Here is a 21,262-nt window from a genome sequence, read left to right as displayed (position 1 = left end):
CGCTGACCATCTTGCGTATCTCGTTCGCTTTCTGCCATGACCGTTCGGACGAAAGTTACGCAGGAGAAACAGTTGATCACCGTTTTCCCACTCTGCGTAACCAAACAGTCTCGTGACGTGGCACTGAACCACACCGGACAGCCCAGGGATCAGGGCAGTACGCAGGTGGGGCTGGGGGTGGGGAACGGCTCGCACACCGGCGACGGCACGCCCGAGTCGGGGTCGACCCAAAACACCCGGATCATGTCGGCCCGCTCGTCGGCCACATAGAGGTGCCGCCCGCGCAGCGCGAAGTGGCGGGGCCACTCCCCGCCGGTGGCCACCTCGTCGACCAGCCGGGGCAGCTCCCCGTCGAGGGCGAAGACCGCCACCGTGCCCACCCCGCGGTTACCCACGTAGAGGAACCGGCCGTCCGGCCCGACGGTGACCTCCGACGGCTGGACGTGACCGGCCCGCGCACTGGCGTCCACCCGACCCCGCTGGTGCAGCACCCCGTCGGCGGTCACCTCGTAGGCGGTCACCGTCGCGTCCAGCTCGCCGACGAGCCAGCAGCGCCGCCCGTCGGGGTGCCGGGCCAGATGCCGGGGGCCGGTACCGGGGACCGTCCGCACCCGGGGCGCCCGCGGCGTCAGCCGGCCCGAGCCGACGTCCAGGTCGTAGCGGTAGACCGAGTCGGTGCCCAGGTCCACGGCGAGCAGCGGGCCGGCGCCGGGATCCGGCGACACCATGTGGCAGTGCGCCTGCTCCTGACGCTCCGGATCCGGGCCGTGCCCCTGGTGCACCACCAGGTCGGTGCGCTCCCCCGGCACCCCGCGTCCGTCCAACGGCAGGACGGCGACGCTGCCTCCGCCGTAGTTGGCGACGAAGAGGTGCCCACCGTCGGGGGCGACCGCCAGGTGGGCCGGCTCGGCACCCCCGGTCGACCACACCCCCAACGGGGTCAGCCCGCCGTCGGGATCGACGTCGAAGGCACTGACCTGCCCCTCCGGCAGCTCGTTGACCGCGTAGAGCACCGGCCGGTCGGGATGGCGGACGAGGAAGGACGGTGCCGGGGTCACCGCGACCGTGCCGAGGGGGGTCAACTCCCCCGACTCCGGATCCCGTCGGGCGGCGACGATGCCCTCACCACGCCCACCCGTCTGCGCCGTGTAACCACCGATGTGCACGATCGTGCCCGTCACCGCACCACCCTCCGTCGAACCGGACCGGGTCGGTCAGCCTACCGGCACCGGCTCGCCGCGCTGCCGCGCCACGTGCTCGACCAGCGAGATCAGCACCAGCTTGCCGGACTGCCGGTCCCGGGCGTCGCAGAGCACCACAGGCACCTCCGGCTCGATGTCCAACGCCTGCCGGACCGCGTCGACGCCGAACCGGCGGGTGTCCTCGAAGCAGTTGACCCCCACCACGAACGGGATGCCGCGCTGCTCGAAGTAGTCGATCGACGGAAAGCAGTCGGCCAGCCGACGGGTGTCGGCCAGCACCACCGCGCCGAGCGCGCCGAAGGCCAACTCGTCCCAGAGGAACCAGAACCGGTCCTGCCCCGGGGTGCCGAACAGGTAGACCTGGAGATCGTCGGTGATGGTGATCCGACCGAAGTCCATCGCCACCGTGGTGGTCGACTTGCCCTCCACCCCGGAGAGGTCGTCGGTGCCGATGCCGGCGTCGGTCAGCACCTCCTCGGTCTGCAACGGCCGGACCTCACTGAGCGCGCTCACCAGGGTCGTCTTGCCGGCGCCGAAACCGCCGGCGATGAGGATCTTCAGGGCCAGGGGCAGCCTGGCCGGTGAGGAGTCGCGATCAGAGCGCACGTAGTCCACTGACCACCGCCTTGAGGATGTCGTCGTCGGGAATGCCGGCGGTGGCCGGCGGCTCGTGCACGGTGACCAGCCCCCGGGCGAGCAGGTCACCGAGGAGGACCTGGACCACCCCGAGGGCGAGGTCCAGGTCGGCGGCGAGGTCCACGACCGCCACCGGGTGCCGGGCGTACTCCACCAGCCGGCGGTGCTCCGGTTGCAGGCCCGGCTGACCGTACGGGTCGACGCCCGCCGCGGCCAGGACGAAGGCCACCAGGTCGAAGCCGCCGACGGCGGGCCGCACCCGACCACCGGTGAGGGTGTACGGGCGGACGACCGGGCCGGCCGCACCGTCCAACCACTCGTGCTGAGGGCCCGGCTGCTCAGCCCGCATCGGCGATCCCCACCGCCGCCCTGGCCGGCGCGGTCAGGTTCTCGCCGACCCGGACGACGAGCATCGCCATCTCGTACGCCACCAGGCCGATGTCGGCGTCCGCCGCGCAGGCGACCGCGAGGCAGGCGCCCTGCCCGGCGGCGGTCACGAAGAGGTACGCCTCCTCCATCTCCACCACGGTCTGCCGCACCCCACCGGCGGCCAACTGCCTGCTGGCCCCCTTGGCCAGGCTGGAGAAGCCCGACGCCAGTGCGCAGAGGTGTTCGGCGTCGGCGCGCTCCAGCCCGGCGGAGGCGCCGAGCAGCAGGCCGTCGGCGGAGAGGACCACCGCCTGCCGGGCGGCCGGCACCCGCTCGACCAGCTCGTCGAGCAACCAGCCGAGGTCGGCGTTCTGCCTTGTCGTGTGCACCACTAGGCGTCCCTCTCAGTCGCGGTGGAATCGGGCGTCGCCACCGGACCGGCCGGCGACTGTGCAACGGCGTCGTCCCGCCTCCCCGGGTCGTCACCGACGGTCGGGTCGGGCCGGACCGGCGACACCGGATGGACGCCGCTGCTCTCCAGGCGACCCCGGGCGGTACCGGCCTGGAGGGCCGACATCTGCCGCCGTACCTCCTCGGGCGAGCGGGCGGTGGGCGCGTCGTGACCGGCTGCCGGACGTGGGCGGGCCACCGGCCCCTGGCGACGGACCCGGCGGGGCAGCCCCTCGCCGTCGGGGGCCGCCTCCACCGAGGAGGTACGGGCCGGGGCGAACGGCAGCACGGTCGGCTCCGGCCGGGCCCGGACGGCCCGGGTGGTCCGTGGCCGGGGCAGGGTGGTCAACCGGGTCGCCGGCCGGTCGCGGGCCGGCGGGGCGACAGGCGGTTCCTCGGTGACCAGGTCGGCCGGGACGTGCACCAACGCGGTGAGCCCGACCGTGGTCCCGGCCCGCAGGGTGACCCGGACGTCGTGCCGGGCGGCCAGCCGGGACACCACGAACAGGCCGAGCCGGGCGCTGTCGGCCGGGTCGAACTCCGGCGGGGTGGCAAGTCGCCGGTTGGCGTCCTCGACCGCCTGCGGGGACATCCCGAGCCCGTGGTCGATGATCTCGACGAGGTAGCCGTCGGCCGTCGCCGCCCCGGTCACCTCGACCCGACGCTGCGGTGGGGAGAACGCGGTGGCGTTCTCGATCAGCTCGGCGAGCAGGTGGATGACGTCGGCGACGGCCCGGCCGAGCAGCCCGGCCGACTCGACCCGACCGATGTCCACCCGGTCGTACGCCTCCACCTCGGAGATCGCGCCGCGCAGCACGTCCAGCACGGCGACCGGCTGCCGCCAGCCCCGCCCCGGGGCCGCCCCGGCCAGGATGACCAGGTCCTCGGCGTGCCGGCGCAGCCGGGTCGCCAGGTGGTCGACGCGGAACAACTCGGCCAGTTCGTCCGGGTCCTCGGCGCGGCGCTCCATCCGGTCGAGCACGGCGAGCTGCCGGTGCACCAGCCCCTGACTGCGTCGGGCGAGGTTGAGGAAGACCTCGTTCAACCCGCGTCGCAGTGTCACCTCGTCGATCGCCGAGCGGACCGCCACCCGGCTGACCTCGGTGAACGCCCGGCCCACGTCGCCGATCTCGTCCGCGCCGTAGGACAGCGGCGGTGCCTCCCGGGCCACGTCGACCGGCTCGCCCCGGCGCAACCGGGCCACCACGTCGGGCAGCCGGTGCCCGGCCAGTTCGAGCGCGGCGCTGCGGACCGCGGTCAACCGGCGGGCCAGCGTCCGGCCGACCCGGACGGCGACCAGCAGCGACACCACGATCGCGACGAGCCCCAACACCCCGGCGGCACCGAGCCGGACCAGGATCGTGACGGCGACCGGTACGGAGCGCTCGGCCAGCCCGTCGGCCTGAATCAGTTCGAAGTCCCGCAACTCCTGCTGGACCGCTTCCTGGCTGGCCTGCCAGTTCCGCGCGTCGACGGGTGGAGCGGCGGACGGCCCGGCGGTCAGCAGCCGCTCCTGCATGGTGCGCAGCCGGACGAACGCCTCCCCCTCCACCAGCCGCTGGTAGGCGGCCCGGTCGGCGGCCGGCAGGTCGGCCACGGCCGTCTCGACGAGGAACCGCTCGTTGGCGATGGTCTGCACCAGCCGTAGGTGCTCGCCCTCGGTGAACCGGCCGGTGACGAACGCACCGGCCAGCACCGCGTCGGTCTGGCCGAGCAGCTCACGGGAGCGGCCGACCGCGGTCAGGGCGAGCGCCTGCCGGTTCAGCTCGGCGTCGGGCAGGGCCGCCGTCGCGGCGAACGCCTGGAACGCCGAGGAGATCATTCCGCTGTAGAGCCCGATCGCACCGGCCCGGTCGACCTGCCTGCGGTCGATGAATCCCCGACCGGCCGGCAGCGCCTCCAGGGCGGCGCCGAGCGCGTCGAGCCGGGCGTCGAGCAGGTCGCCGGCGGCGTCCCGGAGCTGCTCGCCGGCCATCCTCCGACGGAGTTCGAGGATCGCCTCGTCGGTGCGTCGCCGCTGTTCGGCGAGGGCGGGCAGGGTCTCGGTGCCGGCCAGTTGGACCACCGAGGCCCGGCGCTCGCGTTGCAGCTCGGCCACCACCCGCTCGCCGGGACGACCGAAGTCCGACAGCAGGGTCCGGGCGGCGAGCAGGTCGAGCGCCGGCCCGAAGGTCAACGTGGTGGCGAAGATCCAGAGCGCCAGCAGGGCGGCCACCGGGGTGACGACCAGGGCGGTCAGCTTGGCGCGGATCGGCCAGTCGCGGGTGTCCATCAGTCCTCGCCCGGGGCGGAGTGTCGGCGGTGGCCGGGTGGTTCCGGCAGCGGCGCCGGGCACCGGCACGGCACCTTGGGCAGGATACGTAATCCTGACGCTCAGCACTACCGTGCGTCCCTCGGCGTCACCGCTGCGTCGTCGTCGCCCGGTCCGCCGACCTCCCCGCGCGGGCCTGCGGAGCATCGGGTCGCCACCAGGTTGACCAGGCATCGACGGTGGGCAGCAGGCCCACGTCGACCCGTCGGCCGCTCCCCGGCGGCCGACCGGAATCGTGATCAGGTTTTTCCACCCGGATCGTGCCCCACGTCCGTGGTGACCGGTTCGGCGCGGTCCGCGGCGGCACCCGGTGGAGGAAATTCAGCGGATCGGGATTGGTGATCAGTGCGGGGAGGGAATACCGCAGAGGAAGGAGGAGCCATGTCGCCCACGCAGATAGTCCTACTGGTTCTCGTCGTACTGGTGGTGGCGGCGCTGGTCGCCGTGGCCGTGGTGGCCAACCGCCGGCGTGCCCTCAGGTCCCGGTTCGGCCCGGAGTACGACCGGGTGGTCGCCGAGCAGGACAGCCGCGGTGCCGCCGAGCGGGAACTGCGCGAACGGGAGCGCCGCCACGCGGAGCTGGAGCTCACCCCGCTCAGCCCGCAGGACCGGGCCCGTTACGCCGCCGCCTGGGAGGAGCTCCAGGTCCGCTTCGTCGACTCGCCGGCGGAAACCGTCGGCGACGCCGACGAGCTGGTCAGCCGACTGATCGCCGACCGCGGTTACCCGACCGGGGAGTTCACCGAGCAGGCAGCCCACCTCTCGGTGGAGCACGCCCGCACCCTGACCCACTACCGGGAGGCGCACGAGATCCGGGTACGCAACGAGCGGGGCGAGGCCGGCACCGAGGACCTCCGCCAGGCGGTCGTCCACTACCGGGCCCTCTTCGCCGACCTGCTCGGCGAGGAACCTGTCGGACACCGCCCCACCGAACAGCAGCACCCGGACAGCGCCCAGGACGCCACCACCCGCTGAGGAGAACACCGTCATGCGCCAGGAAGAACGACAGCTCGACAACGACCACCCGGAGACCGTCCGGTCCACTCCGGTGGCGGTGCCACCCCCGGACGCGGGGTACACCGACGCCACAGACGGGGACGCCAGGGCCGACCGGGACACCGTGACCGACCCGGACGGCGACGGCCGCCCGGAGTTCCACGAGCCGGCTCCCCTGCCGACCGCCTTCGGGGCGACGAGCGTGGGCGATGCGGTAGCCGCGTCGGCGTTGGCCGGTGGGCGACCGCAGGACGAACGGGACGCCCGGGACGAGGACACCGCACTGCCCGGCGACGGGGCACCGGGGCGTACCGAGCCGTTCGACGACGAGCGGGCCGACCCGACCGCGGCGGACCGGATCCACGACCGGGGGCGGCACGGCGGCCCGGACGTCGTCGACCGGGTCGCTCCCGGCGACCTGTCGGAGACCGACACCGCCGGATACGGCAGCGCCGACCCCGCCCTGGTCGACCCCGACGCGGCGGCCTCCGGCGGGGTGACGACGGTGGCGGCCGACGGCGGCGCGGCAGGTGCGGCGATGGCGGCGGATGCCGGCCAGGTGTCCACCGGGAACGTGCCGAGCGACGCCGCCACCCTGTTCGAGGCGGACGCCGCGCAGGGGTTCCGGGACCGCTGGCGCGACGTCCAGCTCCGTTTCGTCGACGACCCCCGGGCCGCTGCCGACGAGGCGCAGTCGCTCGTCGAGGAGGCGATCCACGCCCTCTCCGAGGCGCTTGCCGCGCAGAAGGAGAAGCTGGGTGGCTGGCAGGGTGCCGGTGAGGCCGACACCGAGCAGCTCCGGGTGGCGGTCCGCCAGTACCGGGACTTCCTGGACCGCGTGCTGGGCCGCTGACCCCGCGCACCGGGCCGCCGAGGCCCTGGCGCAGACCCGACCACCATTGCCGAACCAGTCGACGCCCCGGCCGGAGCCACTCCCGGCCGGGGCGTCGTCGGCTCACCCCGAGTTCGACCCGGACGGACGGCATGAAACTCCGCACGAGGGGTAATAGCGCCCCCGGCGAGTGCTGACGGCGCGGCGGAAGGGTGGCGGGACGATGGACGGTGCCGGACTCAGACTGAACATGAACGTGTTGGACTACGGCATCCTCGCGCTCTACTTCGTCACCGTGCTGGGCGTCGGCTTCGCCGCCCGCCGGGCGATCCGCACCAGCGTCGACTTCTTCCTCTCCGGGCGTTCGCTGCCCGCCTGGGTGACCGGTCTGGCCTTCGTCTCGGCCAACCTGGGCGCGCTGGAGATCATCGGGATGGCCGCCAACGGCGCGCAGTACGGCATCATGACCGTCCACTACTACTGGATCGGCGCCGTGCCGGCGATGATCTTCCTGGGCATCGTGATGATGCCCTTCTACTACGGCTCCCGGGTGCGCAGCGTCCCCGAGTACCTGCGGCTGCGGTTCAACCGCCCGACCCACCTGCTGAACGCGATCAGCTTCGCGGTGGCCCAGGTGCTGATCGCCGGGGTCAACCTGTACGCGCTGGCGCTGATCATGCAGGCGCTGCTCGGCTGGCCGCTCTGGCTGGCGATCGTCGTCGGCGCGGCGATCGTGCTGGCGTACATCACCGTCGGCGGGCTCACCGGCGCGATCTACAACGAGGTGCTCCAGTTCTTCGTCATCGTGGCCGGTCTGGTGCCGATCACCGTCATCGGCCTGGTGAAGGTGGGCGGCTGGTCCGGCCTGATGGAGTCGGTCCGCGACTCCAAGCTGGGTGAGGCCGGACTGCACGCCTGGGAGGGCACCGGCAGCACCGCCAACCCGCTCGGCGCGCACTGGCTGGGCATCGTGTTCGGGCTCGGTTTCGTGTTGTCCTTCGGCTACTGGACGACCAACTTCGCCGAGGTGCAGCGGGCGCTGTCGGCCAAGAACATGAGCGCCGCCCGGCGTACGCCGATCATCGCCGCGTACCCGAAGCTGGTCATCCCGGTGGTGACAGTGGTCCCCGGCCTGATCGCGCTGGTCACCGTCAAGGGGCTGGGTGCCGAGTCCGGCGACCTGGTCTACAACAACGCCATTCCGCTGCTGATGCGCGACCTGCTGCCCAACGGGGTGCTCGGGATCGCGGTCACCGGCCTGGTCGCCTCGTTCATGGCCGGCATGGCGGCCAACGTCAGCGGCTTCAACACCGTCTTCACCTACGACATCTGGCAGGCGTACGTCCGCAGGGACCGGCCCGACGAGTACTACATCCGGATCGGTCGGATCGCGACAGTGGCCGGCGTGGTGGTCGGCATCGGCACCGCGTTCATCGCCGCCGGGTTCAGCAACATCATGAACTACATCCAGGCGCTCTTCTCGCTGTTCAACGCCCCGCTCTTCGCGACCTTCATCATCGGCATGTTCTGGAAGCGGATGAGCGCGCTGGCCGGCTTCTGGTCGCTGCTGGCGGGCACCCTGGCCGCGCTGGCGACCTACCTGCTCTACAAGGCCGGCGTGGTGCACTTCAACTCCGACCTGGAGGAGAGCTTCTGGGGCGCGGGCATCGCGTTCGTCACGGTCGCCGTGGTGGCCGCGGTGGTCACCCCGCTGACCCGGCCCAAGCGGGCCGAGGAGTTGAAGGGTCTGGTCTACGGCATGGGCGGGGTCGACCTGAAGGGCGACGTGCTCACCGGGGACCAGGTCTGGTGGCGGTCGCCGGTGCTGCTCGGCGCGATCGCGCTGGTGCTGGCCGTGCTCTTCTACATCCCGGTCTTCTGAGCCCGGTCGGTCACGAGAGGGAGGCGTAGGACATGGACCAGCACAGCGAGCGGGCGAACGACCCGCAGGTCGAGGAGACCGAGAACGAACGGAAGCGGTCCGCCGCCGCCCGGCTGTTCGACATCCGCCGGGTGATCGGTGGCCTCTTCGTCGCGTACGGGGTGATCGTCGGGCTGGTCGGCGTCTTCGACTCGGCTGCCGAGATCGACAAGGCACAGGGCGTCCGGATCAACCTCTGGGCCGGGCTGGCGATGCTGGCCTTCGGGCTGTTCATGCTGGCCTGGCAGTGGCTGCGCCCGGTGGTGCCGCCCACCACCGAGGAGGCCCGGGAGGTCTGATCCGCTCCCGGCATGGGGCCGCCCGGACGGGGTACCCGGATCGCGGGAACGCGTCTGGGACAGGAGGGCGGCACCATGACCGATCGTGACCCGAGCCGACCGATGGAGGAGAGCCCGGAGGTGGCCGCCGCGGTGGACGACGACTCCACCGTGCCGCAGCTGGCCGGCGCCGGTGGCACCGACCCGGACGACCCGACGTTCACCGCGCCGGGTGACCGGCCGGCGGCGACCGACGCCCAGCCCGGCGACCTGATCGGTGACCCGTACGCGGCCGGCACCGGGGCCACCGGGACCGGCACCGGGGCCGGCGGGGACGACATCCGTACCGGGGCCGAGCAGCCCTGGGAGCCGGAGGACCTGGTCATGGCGCGCGGGCAGGACCTGACGCCGGAGAACCTGGAACGGGCCCGGCGGGATCTGGCCGAGCTGGGCCGGGCCGCTGTGGAACGCACAGTTCCCTGAGCCCGCGCCCTGGCATACGGGTGGGCCCCCGGTCCGACCTCTCGGTCGGACCGGGGGCCCGGGTGCGCCCTACCGCGTCAGTGCCTCACTCCAGCCGCGGCGGGCAGGTTCGTCAGAGCGCCGGGTAGGCGTTCTTCATGAGCTCCTGGAACTGCGCGGAGAACCAGGCGCCGGAGATCGGCGCGTTGGGCAGGGCGCCGCTCATGCTGTTGCCGTTACGGGCGTTACCGGTGTAGGTCGGGTCGCACATCCGGTCGAAGCCCTTGCCCTCGTTGTTCGGGATGAGGGAGCTGGAGCCGTCGGACTCACCCGGGGGCTTCACCCAGACGTAGGCGTCGATGCCCGGCTCGGGGTTGGCCTTCGGCCGCTCGCCGAGGCCCGCACCGGCCTGGTTGCACCAGTTGCCGGCGTGGAGCCGACGGTCGACACGACCACCGTTGACGTAGGTGTCGACGCTGGTCGTCGCACCCGGGCCGGTGGGCCGGGCGGTGCCGCCCCAGCCGTTGCGGGAGGTGTCGATCAGCATGCCGATGTTGCTGTTGAAGCCGACCGAGACCAGCTTGTCGCGGAACGCCTGGGCGAAGGTCAGCTCGTCGACGTAGAAGTTCCAGTCGATCCACTTGGACTGGCGGACGGTCTGGCCGTTCACCGAGTCGGTGATCTTGATGTACGGCTCCTTCAGGGCGGAGTAGTTCGCCGTGTTGGTGATGAAGCCGTGCACGTTGTTCACGGTGCTGCCGGACGCGACGGCGGCGGTCTTCAGGATGTCGGCGGTCGGGCCGAAGTTGGTGTCCCAGCCCAGCCAGCCGTGGTGACCGGCGTCGATGTAGTTGTAGACGTTGCCGATCGGGCCCAGCTTGGCCAGGGCGTAGCCGACGCCGTTGACGTACGCGCCGTTGGCCTTCACCACGTCGCACTGCACGGTGCCACCGGCGTTGCCGGAGGTGTTGGTCACCAGGTTCGGCAGCGAGTCGATCTCGACGATGTTGATGATCCGCAGGCTGGCGTACTTGGCGTTGCTCTGGATCGCGGCGATCGGGTCGATGTACTCCGACTTGTAGCGCGGCAGTTCGTCGGCGGCCAGCTCACCGTTGGAGGCGAGCGCAGAGCAGTCCCGGCCGGGCAGGTTGTAGATCACGAACTGGATGTAGCCGGCACCCTGGGCGAGTGCTGCGTCCAGGTGGTCCTTGACGCCCATCGCGCCGTTGGAGCTGCTGTCGGTGGTGCCGTTGATCGCGGCGATCCGGTCCAGCCACACCGCGGTCGGGTTGTTGGAGATCCGGCTGCCACCGGCCTCGGCGTCCGCGTGGGCCTTCCACTCCGGGTTCACGTAGCCCTTGACCCCGGCGTACGGGTTGTCCACCTTCTGCCCCGGCGGGGTGGTGACCGGCGGAGTCGTCGGCGGCGCCGTCGTGGGCGGCGCGGTGGTCGGCGGCGCGGTGGTCGGCGGGGCCGTGGTGGGCGGCGCGGTGGTCGGCGGCGCGGTGGTGGGCGTGACGCCACCGTTGCAGACCACGCCGTTCAGGGTGAACGAGGTCGGCTTGGGGTTGCTGCCGCTCCACGAGCCGTTGAAGCCGAGGGTGGTGCTGGCCCCACGGCCCAGCGAGCCGTTGTAGGCCTCGTTGGTGGCGGTCACGTTCTGGCCGCTCTGCGTCCACTTGGCCGACCAGCCCTGGGTGACCCGCTGGCTGCTGTTGGGGAAGGTGAAGCCGAGGTTCCAGGAGCTGATCGGGTCACCCACGTTGCGGATGGTGACGCTCGCGGTGAAACCACCGGACCAGTCGTTGCTGGTGTAGTCGATGCTGCACTGGGTGGCGGCCTGCGCCGCGGTGACCGGGATGGTCACGAGCCCGCCCGCGACCAGCACGCTCGCCCCGGTGAGGGCGAACGCCCGGCGTCGGGCGGACAGACTTCTCCACAGATTCATGCCTTTTGCACTCCTTGGGCGAGACCGGCACCGCGTGGGGACCGGCAAGTGGCGCGTGAGCGTCCTGGGGTACGGACGACCCCGGCGCCAACGGGACATCTCGGGGGTGCCCGGCCTGGGGGGACGGGCGTGGTGGTGGCGAGCTGCACCGGTCCCGTGGGACCGGTCGGCGGTGACGTCGTCCGGTGCACCGGTTGCCCTCGACATCTGCCGCACGCGGTGTGGCTCCCCGAACCGCGTACACGGATTCTTGCATGGGAGCGCTTCCATGGCAATGGCTCGATACCTCGCGGCAACCTGCCCGCAACGCCCGCCAGGTGACTCCGACCCCGTCGAGCGTATCCCCGCCCAGCTCCGCCGGGCGGACAGCAACCGCGCACCGTGGCGACAATGCCGACACAACCGGCCTTGAACCCGTAAAGCCGTGATCATCGGTAAAGCCGAAAACACGAATCTTTCCCCGGATAAGTCGTGAAACGGTCTAACGTCGGTCATAGCTCGACTGTCGTCGGGCTCAGGACAACAGGGGATGGAGTGACGCAGGTCATGGCTAACAAGATGCTCGGGAAGGTCGTCGCGGGTGCCGCTCTCGGTGGCGCGTCCCTTCTGGTCTTCTCGCCGGGGATCGCGTTCGCGGACGGTCACCACGACGGCGAGAGCCGGGACGGCAAGGTCTTCGCCAAGCCGCACGTCGTCAAGCCCGGCGAGGAGGTCAAACTCATCGCCATCTGCCCGGAACCGCAGGAGCAGGCCTTCGTCTGGTCCAAGGTCACCGGCAAGGTCAAGCTCAAGCCGGCCGACGGCCGGGGCGAGGACCACGGCGACGGGAAGGACGAAGAGGGCAAGGGCGAAGAGCACGGCAAGGACGAGGGACACGGCAAGGGCGAGGAGGGCAAGGGCGAGGACCACGGCAAGGGCCCGGACGGAAAGGGCCCCGACGGCAACGGTCCCAAGCCCCAGCCCCCGGCCGAGGGTGGACAGCCTCCGGCCGACGGCGGGGGGCAGCCCCCGGCCGACGGTCAGGGCGGTGGCTTCATGGCCGCCGACCAGGGCCCGGACCACGGAGGCAAGGGCGAAGAGGGCAAGGGTGAGGAGCACGGCAAGCCCGACGAACACGGCAAGCCGGGTGCGGGCGAAGAGTCCGACGAACACGGCAAGGGCGAAGAGGGCAAGGGCGAAGAGCACGGCAAGCCCGACGAACACGGCAAGCCGGGTGCGGGCGAAGAGTCCGACGAACACGGCAAGGGCGAAGAGGGCAAGGGCGAAGAGCACGGCAAGCCCGACGAACACGGCAAGCCGGGTGCGGGCGAAGAGTCCGACGAACACGGCAAGCCGGGTGCGGGCGAAGAGTCCGACGAACACGGCAAGCCGGGCTACGGCGAGGAGGAGTGGCTAGGCCACGACGAGTACGGCCAGGACGAGGAGTCCGGCTACGGCAAGGACGAGGGCGGCTGGGAGCACAAGAAGGACTTCGTCTACTACGGCGAGGCCAAGGTCTCCGAGGACGCCCGTCCGGGCAAGTACGAGCTGGAGGGCTCGTGCGGCGAGGGCGAACTGGTCGTCCTGCCGAAGGGGCACGTCGACGGCGGCGACGGTGGGATGACCACCACCGGTGCCGACCGGAGCATGGTCGCCGGTGGAGCGGGCATGATCGGTGCGGCAGCCCTCGGCGGCATCGTGCTGATGCGTCGGCGTCGGGCCGATGAGCTCGGCTGACCTGACGGCGACACGGGCCGGCGGCCGTCACGGGAGACCGTGGCGTGCCGCCGGCGCGGCCGTCGTCGTCCTACTCGCCATGGCCGGCTCCGGCCTGGTCGGTGCGTCGATCCGCAGCGCGCCCCCGCCGCGTCCACCGCAGCCCGCGGCCCAGTCCGCGCCGCAGCCCGCCCCGGCGACCACCCCCGGCGAGGACACCGGGCCGGTGGACGACCCGGACGCCCAGGTGCCCGCCGACGCGAGCGTCCCACCGGGTCCCGTTCCGCTGCCCCGGTCCGCCCCCACCACCATCACCATCCCCAAGATCGGGGTCAACGCGGAGATCATGCCGTTGGGCACCAACCCGGACGGCACGGTCCAGGTGCCCCCGCTGGACCAGGCCCAGCGCGCCGGCTGGTACGAGCCGGGGACCAGCCCCGGCGAGACCGGCAACGCGGTGATCGTCGGGCACGTCGACTCGGCGAAGCTCGGTCCGGCGGTCTTCTTCCAACTCGGCGCGCTGCTGCCGGGCGACCTCGTCGCGGTGACCCGGGCGGACGGTAGCGTCGCCACCTTCACCGTCGACGAGGTGCGGTCCTACCCCAAGGAGCAGTTCCCCACCGAGCAGGTGTACGGCCCGAACGACCGCCCCGGACTACGGGTGGTGACCTGCGGCGGCCAGTTCGACCAGGGTGCGGGCAGCTACCGGGACAACGTGATCGTCTTCGCCACGCTGACGTCCTGACCCCGTCCGCGACCACTGTCGCGTGCGGACCCGCACCTGCGGGCGGGAGAAAACGACCCGCGCCTCCGAACCGGAGGCGCGGGTCGGCGTACGGTCAGGCGGCGCCGGACGTCCGCACCAGGGTACGGATCTGTCGCAGCAGCACCGACAGCGAGGCGAGGTCGGCCCGCGACTCGTCGAACTCCCCCATGGCCCGGTTCGCCCGGTGGATCGAGGTGGCGTTCGACTGTTCCCACTGGAGCACCCGCTCCTGCGGCGGCAGGTCGTCCGGCGTGGAGTCGAGCACCTCCCCGGTGAGCGCGGCCAGCGCGGCGTACAGGTCGTAGCGCAGCGCCATCCGGGCCAGCGTCTGCCAGCGGTCCTCACGCGGCAGCAGGGAGATCTTCGACAGCAGCGAGTCCACCCGGAACCGGTCGGAGAGCACGAAGTAGACCGAGGCCACCTCGCCGACGTCCCGCCCACCGGTCCGGGCCGTCTCCACCACGTCCAGCAGACCGAAGCTGTACATCAGCCGGGTCGCCTGCTCGGCCAGGTCGGGCGGCAGTCCCCGGCCGGTCATCGCGTCGATGTGCGCCCGCAGCGACTCCCGCTCGCTGCCGTGGAACCGCTCCTGGAGGTCGGGCAGCAGCCGGGCCACCCCGTCGCGGAGCCGGTCGATCTCGGCCGGCACGTCGATCGGCGAGCGCCTGTTGGTCACCAGCCAGCGCACCGCCCGGTCGAGCAGCCGCCGGGTGTCCAGGTAGACGCTCGTCTGCAACTCCGGCGAGACCTGGTTGTCGAGCGCCTCGACCGCGGCCCACAGCTCCCGCAGCCCGAAGACCTCGCGGACCACCACGTACGCCCGGATCACGTCGGCCGCCGACGCGGCCGTCTCCTCGACGACCCGGAAGACGAACGAGATGCCGCCCCGGTTGATCGCCTCGTTGACCAGGACGGTGGTGACGATGTCCCGGCGCAGCCGGTGCTGGGCCATCCGGTCGGCGAACCGCTCGCGCATCGGCGTCGGGAAGTACTTGACCAGGACGTCGGTCGTCCACTCCTCGTCCGCGAGGCCCTCGTTGAGGATCTCCCGCTCCAGCACGATCTTCACGTACGCGAGCAGCACCGCGAACTCCGGCGCGGTGAGCCCGGACTCGGTGCGTACCGCCAGCTCCTCGTCCGGGGGCAGCGCCTCCAGCGCCCGGTCGAGCTGACCGGCCCGTTCCAGCTCACTGATCATCCGGCGGTGCACAGGCAGCAGCGAGGCGGCCTGGGCCTGCGAGTTGTTTATCGCCCGCGCCTGGTCGTAGTTGTCCCGCAGCACCAGCTCGGCGACCTCGTCGGTCATCTGGGCGAGCAGTTCGTCGCGGGCGGGGACGTCCAGCGCGCCGTCGGCGACCGCCGTGTTGAGCAGGATCTTGATGTTCACCTCGTGGTCGGAGCAGTCCACCCCGGCCGCGTTGTCGATGAAGTCGGTGTAGATCCGGCCGCCGGTCATCGCGTACTCGATCCGGCCGTGCTGGGTGCAGCCCAGGTTGCCGCCCTCGCCGACGACCCGGCAGCGCAGGCTCCTGCCGTCCACCCGGATCGCGTCGTTGGACTTGTCGCCCACCTCGGCGTTGGTCTGGCTGGACGCCTTCACGTAGGTGCCGATGCCGCCGTTCCAGAACAGGTCCACCGGTGCGGTGAGGATCGCCTTCATCAGCTCCGGCGGGCTGAGCTGGGTGACGTCGTCGGCCAGGCCGATGGCGGCCCGCACCTGCGGGGTGATCGGGATGGACTTGGCACCCCGGGGGAAGATCCCGCCGCCCTCGGAGATCAGCTTCGGGTCGTAGTCCTCCCAGGACGACCGGGGCAGGTCGAACAGCCGCTTCCGCTCGGCGTACGAGGCGGCGGCGTCCGGGTCCGGGTCGAGGAAGATGTGCCTGTGGTCGAACGCGGCCACCAGCCGGATGTGCTCGGAGAGCAGCATCCCGTTGCCGAACACGTCGCCGGACATGTCACCGACCCCGACCACTGTGAAGTCGGCCGTCTGGGTGTCGTGGCCCAGCTCGCGGAAGTGCCGCTTGACCGACTCCCAGGCGCCCCGGGCGGTGATGCCCATCCTCTTGTGGTCGTAGCCGGCCGAACCGCCGGAGGCGAACGCGTCGCCCAGCCAGAAGCAGTGCGCGGCCGAGATCCGGTTGGCGGTGTCGGAGAACGTCGCGGTGCCCTTGTCCGCCGCGACCACCAGGTAGGGGTCGTCGGGGTCGTGCCGCACCACGTCCGTCGGCGGGACGATCTCCCCGGAGACGATGTTGTCGGTGACGTCGAGCATCGCGCCGACGAACTCCTGGTAGCAGGCGACCGCCTCGTCCCGGTCCCCCGGCTTCTGCTTCAGCACGAAGCCGCCCTTGGCGCCCACCGGCACGATCACCGCGTTCTTCACCATCTGCGCCTTGACCAGGCCGAGCACCTCGGTACGGAAGTCCTCCCGCCGGTCGGACCAGCGCAGCCCGCCCCGGGCCACCGGCCCGTACCGCAGGTGCACACCCTCGAACCGGGGCGAGTAGACGAAGATCTCGAACTTGGGCCGGGGCGCCGGCAGGTCCGGAATGGCCTGCGGGTCCAGCTTGAACGCCACGTACGGCTTGGGTCGCCCGTCGGCGCGCTTCTGGTAGAAGCTGGTCCGCAGGGTGGCCTGCATCAACGTCAGGTAGGCGCGCAGGATCCGGTCCTGGTCGAGGCTGGCCACGTCGTCCAGGGCCGCCCCGATCGCCTCGACCAGCTCGCCGCTGCGCTCCCGGCGCTGCTCGGTGCTCCGTCCGTCCGGGACGAACCGCACCTCGAAGAGCTCCACCAGCAGCGCGGCGATCTGCGGGTACGCGATGAAGGTCTGTTCCATGTACTCCTGGGAGAAGACCGCCCCGGTCTGCCGCAGGTACTTCGCGTACGCCCGCAGCACCACCACCTGCCGCCAGGTCAGGCCGCCGCGCAGGACCAGCTCGTTGAAGCCGTCCACCTCGGCCTCGCCCCGCCAGGCGGCGGCGAAGGCGTTCTCCACGTGCGGGCGCACCTCGGCCAGCTCCTGGTGCCCCTCGGGCAGCCGCAGCCCGAAGTCGTAGAGGAAGACCCGGCCGTCGATCCGGTCCACCTCGTACGGGTGCTCGTCGACCACCCGGACGCCGAGCGAGTGCAGCACCGGCAGCACGGCGGAGAGCATCATCGGCTCGCCGTACCGGTAGACCTTGAAGCGGACGTCCATCGCCTCGTCGGCCCCGACGTCGCGCTGGGGTGCCCACTGCTTGCGGAACAGGTGCATCTCCAGCTGGCCGGGCTCCTCCAGCAGCTCCAGCTTGGCCAGGTCCTTCATCGCCTCGTACGGCGTGTGCCCGTCCTTGTAGCCCTCCGGGAAGGCGTCGGCGTACCTGGCGAACAGGTGCTTGGACTGCTCGTCGCCGAGTTTGCGTTCCAGCACCAGCCGGTAGTCGTCGTCCCACAGCCTCGTGGCGTCGGCCAACTCCTCGGCGAGCAGGTCGGCGTCGATCTCCCCGGGCGGCCGGTTCGGGTCGGTCCGGACGATGAAGTGCACCCGGGCCAGCATCGACTCGGTGACCCGGGTGGTGTAGTCCACCCCGACCCCGTTCAGCTCGCGCAGCAGGATGTCCTGCATGCGCAGCCGGTTCTGGGTGGTGAACCGGTCCCGGGGCAGGTAGATCAGGCAGGAGATGAACCGCCCGTACGCGTCGCGGCGCAGGAACACCCGCAGCTGCCGGCGGCCGGCCATCCTCAGCACGCCGACCACCGCGTGGTAGAGGTCGTCGGTCTTGATCTGGAACAGCTCGTCACGCGGGTAGGTCTCCAGGATCTGGAGCAGGTCCTTGCCGGAGTGGCTGCGCTGGCTCAGCCCGGAGCGGTCCAGCACCTCGGCCACCTTGCGGCGGACCACAGGCAGCTCCCGGACGCTGGTCCGGTAGGCCGCGGTGGAGAACAGGCCGAGGAACCGCCGCTCGCCGACCACCTCGCCGGCCGAGTCGAAGATCTTGAACCCGATGTAGTCCAGGTAGGCCGAGCGGTGCACGGTGGCCCGGGAGTTCGCCTTGGTGATGATCAGCAGCCGCTTCTCCATCACCTTCTCGTGCGCCTCCGGCGTCATCGACGACAGCGCCCGCGCCTCCGGCGAGTCCGACCGCAGGATGCCCAGGCCGGTGCCGAGGACGGCCTCCAGCGCGGGGCCGCCCTGCCCGCCGGAGTCGACCAGGCGGTACTCCCGGTAGCCGAGGAAGGTGAAGTGGTCGTGGGCCAGCCAGCGCAGCAGCTCCACCGAGTCGGTGATGTCCTTCTCCGGCACCGGCGGCCGGTCGCCCGCCGTCCGGGCGGAGGCCAGGTCGTCGGCGAGCGCCAGGGCCTGCTGGCGCATCCTGGGCCAGTCCTCGACGGCCTCCCGCACGTCGGTGAGCACCCGCTGCAACTCGCGGCGCAGCTGGTCCCGCAGCTCGGCGTCGCGGACCGGGTCGATCTCGATCCGCATCCAGCTCTCGACCAGGTCACCGGCGATGGCGTCGTCCGGCTCCACGTCGGCGGAGACCTCGCTCAGCCGGCCCAGCGGCTCCCGCCGGACCACCACCAGCGGGTGCACCAGCAGGTGTACGTCGAGGTGGTGGGCATTGAGCAGGGCGGTGACCGAGTCGACAAGGAACGGCATGTCGTCGGTGACGATCTCGACGACGGTGTGGTGCTGGTCGGCGTCGGGTGCGTGGATGCGCAGCTTCAGCTCGCCCGGCACCCGCTGCTGGGCCAGGTCCCGGTGCGCGCGGGCCGCGTCGAGCATCTCCTCGGCGGTGAACCCGATCAGCTCCTCGTCCGGCGCGAACCGCCAGAACCGACCCACCAGGGTCGCCGCGTCGTGGTCGTCACCCGCCAGCGCCACCGCCTGGGCCACCAGGCGCTCGGCGTTGGGCACCGGCTCGTCGAGTGCGGCGTCCTCCACGTCGTCACCGAGAGCTTCCATCGGAAGACCCAGGTCGTAGAGGGTGTCGATGCTCGAACCGGTCATCCCGGTCACGCCGGTGTCGAGTCGACCGTAGCCGTCCCCGTCGGTCGGCGGGCTGTCCCCGTCGGTGGCCGAATCGAAGCTGTCGTCCCGGCCGGTGTCGCTCTGCCGGAGGTCGGGTCCCGGTTTGATCGCCGGACGCCGGTCCATGGGTGCCACTCCCCTCGACGACCCACCGCGTTGTGGGTCACTCTGCCGCCCCACCTTAGGCCCTGCCGCTTCGTGCCTTCGTCGGCGGACCGTCGCTGCGACGTCCGGTTCGGGACACCGACCAGGCAGCCCTTGCAGATGCCCGATCGGCCGGGTGCCGTGTACCCCGTCCCGGGATGTTCATCACACCTCCGCGCCCGCCTCTTCACCCCGCCCACACCGCGCGGGGCAGTACGGGCGGCGATCGCGTACTAGCGTGCAGGGCAGCCCGCCACTCGGAAGGTGCAGCTCCATGCCCCTGTCGTACCCGTACCACCGCCCTGGCACTCCCCTGCGGCGGGGTCTCGCGGCCCTGGCCGTCTCGGTGCTGGCGGCCGGCACCCTGGTCGGCTGCTCCGGCGACGACGGGCTCGACGGCAGCGTGGAGGCGTTCCTCGCCGGCTGGCGCTCCGGCAAACTGGACAAGGTGGGCTTCGTCGACCCGACCGGGGCGAGGGTGCCCGCCACCGCCGTCGCCGAGGAGATCAAGAAGCTCTCCGGTGACCTCGCCGCCACCCCGCCCACCCTGAGCCGCAGCGGTGACCCCGAGGTCACCAAGAACCTCGCCACCACCCGGGTCGAGATCCGGTGGGCGCTGCCGGGCGGGGTGAACTGGTCCTACCAGCGGCCGGTCCGGCTGCGGCAGCACGACGGCGACGACCAGTGGCAGGTGATCTGGGAGCCACAGGTGCTGCACGAGCAGTTGGAGAAGGGTGACCGGCTGACGCTGCGGCGGACCGCCGCCCCCCGGGCCGGGGTGCTGGACGGCGCGGGGAAGCCGATCGTGACGCCCCGGCCGGTGGTCCGGATCGGGTTGCAGCCGAGCGAGGTCACCGACGCCAAGGCCCTGGTAAGGAAGCTCGACGCGGCGTTCAAGGCGGTCACGCCGCCGATCAGCCCCCCGGTCGACCTCACCGACCTTCCGAAACGGCTCGCCGACGCCGATCCGGGCGCCTTCGTCGAGGTGGTGACGTTGCGCGACGAGGCGTACCGGCAGATCCGGTCCCGGATCTACGACCTGCCGGGGACGAAGTTCCGGGCCGAGAAGCTCGACCTGGCCCCCACCCGGGAGTTCGCCCGCGCCCTGCTCGGCACGGTCGACCAGGCGCAGGCCGACGACCTGGCCGCCCATCCCGACCGGTACGCCAAGGGTGACCTGGTCGGCCACGGTGGCCTCCAGGGCCGCTACGACGAGCGGCTGCGCGGCGTTCCCGGCACGACCGTGGAGATCCGCCGGCCCAGCACCGAGGGCGGCAGCACGGTGGTCACCGAGGCGTTCCGGCAGGATCCGACCGCCGGCCAGCCGGTGCGCACCAGCCTCGACGTGACCACCCAGAACGCCGCCGACGCCGCGTTGCGGGCCGAGAAGCGGCGGGCGGCGGTGGTGGCGGTGCGGATCAGCGACGGCGCGGTGCTCGCCGCCGCCAACGGTCCCGGGGCTGCCGGGGAGAACCTGGCCTTCACCGCCCAGGTGCCGCCCGGCTCCACCTTCAAGGTGGTCAGCGCCCTCGGCCTGCTGGACAAGGGCGCGGTGACCCCGCAGACAGTCGTCGACTGCCCGAAGACCCGCGCGGTGGACGGTCGGTCGTTCAAGAACTCCGACGACTTCGTCCTGGGCAAGGTGCCGTTCCGGACCGACTTCGCGAAGTCCTGCAACACCGCGTTCGTCGCGCTGGCCCCGCAGCTCGGCCCGGACGGGCTGGCCGCCGCCGGCCGCACCCTCGGCCTGGAGGGCAGCTGGGATCTCGGCGCGGACGTCTTCACCGGCAAGGTCTCGACCGGCGACGCTCCGACCGAGCAGGCTGCCGCCGCGATCGGCCAGGGCACCACAGTGGTCAGCCCGCTGGCCATGGCCGGGGCCACCGCCGCCGTCGCCCGGGGCCGCTGGGAGCAGCCGAAGCTGGTGCTCGACCCGGCCCCGGCCGCGCCCGCCGAGGCCGGCCCGCCGCTGAAGGCCGGGTCGGTGGCGGGGCTCAAGACGATGATGCGCGAGGTGGTCACCGCCGGCACCGGCAAGGCCCTGGCCGACGTTCCGGGTGGCCCGGTGTACGGCAAGACCGGCACCGCCGAGTACGACGACGACCCGGCGCACACCCACGCCTGGTTCGTCGGTTGGCGGGGGGACGTCGCGTTCGCCGTCTTCGTCGAGCAGGGCGGATCGAGTACGGCCAGCGCCGTCCCGATCGCCGAGCGCTTCCTCCGCGCCCTCGGCTGACC

At 71.9% G+C, this 21,262-nt stretch carries 15 protein-coding genes; 8 read left to right on the top strand and 7 right to left on the bottom strand.

Features of this window, described 5'->3' with window-relative positions; genetic code table 11:
• Positions 1-149: 149 nt before the first annotated feature.
• The 5 genes from OHQ87_RS30670 to OHQ87_RS30650 are packed head-to-tail and all read right to left on the bottom strand — an operon-like array spanning position 150 to position 4,929.
• On the bottom strand, positions 150-1,181 hold the full coding sequence (locus OHQ87_RS30670; protein ID WP_328343545.1) for a lactonase family protein: 1,032 nt from the start codon (positions 1,179-1,181) through the stop codon (positions 150-152).
• 33 nt (positions 1,182-1,214) lie between these two features.
• Entirely contained in the window at positions 1,215-1,817 is a 603-nt protein-coding gene (locus OHQ87_RS30665) for a GTP-binding protein (RefSeq protein ID WP_328343543.1), read from the bottom strand.
• On the bottom strand, positions 1,798-2,187 hold the full coding sequence (locus OHQ87_RS30660) for a DUF742 domain-containing protein (protein WP_328343541.1): 390 nt from the start codon (positions 2,185-2,187) through the stop codon (positions 1,798-1,800). Before OHQ87_RS30660 ends, OHQ87_RS30665 begins: the two co-directional genes overlap by 20 nt.
• The gene (locus OHQ87_RS30655; RefSeq protein ID WP_328343540.1) at positions 2,177-2,599 is read right to left on the bottom strand and encodes a roadblock/LC7 domain-containing protein; all 423 of its coding nucleotides are present in this window, start codon (positions 2,597-2,599) and stop codon (positions 2,177-2,179) included. The genes OHQ87_RS30660 and OHQ87_RS30655 overlap by 11 nt, the downstream gene beginning before the upstream one ends.
• Positions 2,599-4,929 (bottom strand): sensor histidine kinase, encoded by a 2,331-nt coding sequence (locus tag OHQ87_RS30650; protein WP_328343538.1) that lies wholly within the window; start codon positions 4,927-4,929, stop codon positions 2,599-2,601. Before OHQ87_RS30650 ends, OHQ87_RS30655 begins: the two co-directional genes overlap by 1 nt.
• 420 nt (positions 4,930-5,349) lie before the next feature.
• Between OHQ87_RS30650 and OHQ87_RS30645 the strand changes: the two genes are divergently transcribed.
• From OHQ87_RS30645 to OHQ87_RS30625, 5 genes are all read left to right on the top strand, one after another.
• On the top strand, positions 5,350-5,943 hold the full coding sequence (locus OHQ87_RS30645; RefSeq protein ID WP_328343536.1) for a hypothetical protein: 594 nt from the start codon (positions 5,350-5,352) through the stop codon (positions 5,941-5,943).
• Positions 5,944-5,956: 13 nt separating this feature from the next.
• Entirely contained in the window at positions 5,957-6,817 is an 861-nt protein-coding gene (locus tag OHQ87_RS30640; protein WP_328343534.1) for a hypothetical protein, read from the top strand.
• A gap of 202 nt (positions 6,818-7,019) precedes the next feature.
• Entirely contained in the window at positions 7,020-8,678 is a 1,659-nt protein-coding gene (locus OHQ87_RS30635) for a sodium:solute symporter family protein (protein ID WP_328343533.1), read from the top strand.
• Positions 8,679-8,710: 32 nt separating this feature from the next.
• Positions 8,711-9,016, top strand: a complete 306-nt coding sequence (locus tag OHQ87_RS30630) for a hypothetical protein (RefSeq protein WP_328343531.1) — start codon at positions 8,711-8,713, stop codon at positions 9,014-9,016.
• A gap of 75 nt (positions 9,017-9,091) precedes the next feature.
• On the top strand, positions 9,092-9,478 hold the full coding sequence (locus OHQ87_RS30625; protein WP_328343529.1) for a hypothetical protein: 387 nt from the start codon (positions 9,092-9,094) through the stop codon (positions 9,476-9,478).
• 112 nt (positions 9,479-9,590) lie between these two features.
• Here OHQ87_RS30625 and OHQ87_RS30620 read toward each other — a convergent pair whose 3' ends face one another.
• Positions 9,591-11,405, bottom strand: coding sequence for a glycoside hydrolase family 6 protein (locus OHQ87_RS30620; RefSeq protein WP_328343527.1), 1,815 nt, complete (start codon positions 11,403-11,405; stop codon positions 9,591-9,593).
• Between the two features lie 546 nt (positions 11,406-11,951).
• Here OHQ87_RS30620 and OHQ87_RS30615 point away from each other — a divergent pair.
• On the top strand, positions 11,952-13,121 hold the full coding sequence (locus OHQ87_RS30615) for a hypothetical protein (RefSeq protein WP_328343525.1): 1,170 nt from the start codon (positions 11,952-11,954) through the stop codon (positions 13,119-13,121).
• Position 13,122: 1 nt separating this feature from the next.
• Positions 13,123-13,845, top strand: coding sequence for a class F sortase (locus OHQ87_RS30610; RefSeq protein WP_328349083.1), 723 nt, complete (start codon positions 13,123-13,125; stop codon positions 13,843-13,845).
• A gap of 94 nt (positions 13,846-13,939) precedes the next feature.
• Here the strand turns inward: OHQ87_RS30610 and OHQ87_RS30605 are convergent, their stop codons facing one another.
• Complete coding sequence (locus OHQ87_RS30605) at positions 13,940-19,006, bottom strand: NAD-glutamate dehydrogenase (protein ID WP_328343523.1); 5,067 nt, start codon at positions 19,004-19,006, stop codon at positions 13,940-13,942.
• Positions 19,007-19,298: 292 nt separating this feature from the next.
• Between OHQ87_RS30605 and OHQ87_RS30600 the strand changes: the two genes are divergently transcribed.
• On the top strand, positions 19,299-21,260 hold the full coding sequence (locus OHQ87_RS30600; RefSeq protein ID WP_328343521.1) for a penicillin-binding transpeptidase domain-containing protein: 1,962 nt from the start codon (positions 19,299-19,301) through the stop codon (positions 21,258-21,260).
• Positions 21,261-21,262: the final 2 nt, after the last annotated feature.

Origin of the sequence: Micromonospora sp. NBC_00421 (assembly GCF_036017915.1) — a bacterium.
Lineage (GTDB): Bacteria > Actinomycetota > Actinomycetes > Mycobacteriales > Micromonosporaceae > Micromonospora.
Note: the sequence above shows the minus strand (reverse complement) of the source record. Positions and strands in the feature narration are given on the sequence as shown.

Bases quoted from the DNA above. Each gene is read 5' to 3' on its own strand.
- OHQ87_RS30660 (WP_328343541.1), bottom strand. From the start codon at position 2,187: ATGCGGGCTGAGCAGCCGGGCCCTCAGCACGAGTGGTTGGACGGTGCG.
- OHQ87_RS30650 (WP_328343538.1), bottom strand. From the start codon at position 4,929: ATGGACACCCGCGACTGGCCGATCCGCGCCAAGCTGACCGCCCTGGTC.
- OHQ87_RS30645 (WP_328343536.1), top strand. From the start codon at position 5,350: ATGTCGCCCACGCAGATAGTCCTACTGGTTCTCGTCGTACTGGTGGTG.
- OHQ87_RS30640 (WP_328343534.1), top strand. From the start codon at position 5,957: ATGCGCCAGGAAGAACGACAGCTCGACAACGACCACCCGGAGACCGTC.
- OHQ87_RS30635 (WP_328343533.1), top strand. From the start codon at position 7,020: ATGGACGGTGCCGGACTCAGACTGAACATGAACGTGTTGGACTACGGC.
- OHQ87_RS30630 (WP_328343531.1), top strand. From the start codon at position 8,711: ATGGACCAGCACAGCGAGCGGGCGAACGACCCGCAGGTCGAGGAGACC.
- OHQ87_RS30625 (WP_328343529.1), top strand. From the start codon at position 9,092: ATGACCGATCGTGACCCGAGCCGACCGATGGAGGAGAGCCCGGAGGTG.
- OHQ87_RS30620 (WP_328343527.1), bottom strand. From the start codon at position 11,405: ATGAATCTGTGGAGAAGTCTGTCCGCCCGACGCCGGGCGTTCGCCCTC.
- OHQ87_RS30615 (WP_328343525.1), top strand. From the start codon at position 11,952: ATGGCTAACAAGATGCTCGGGAAGGTCGTCGCGGGTGCCGCTCTCGGT.
- OHQ87_RS30605 (WP_328343523.1), bottom strand. From the start codon at position 19,006: ATGGACCGGCGTCCGGCGATCAAACCGGGACCCGACCTCCGGCAGAGC.
- OHQ87_RS30600 (WP_328343521.1), top strand. From the start codon at position 19,299: ATGCCCCTGTCGTACCCGTACCACCGCCCTGGCACTCCCCTGCGGCGG.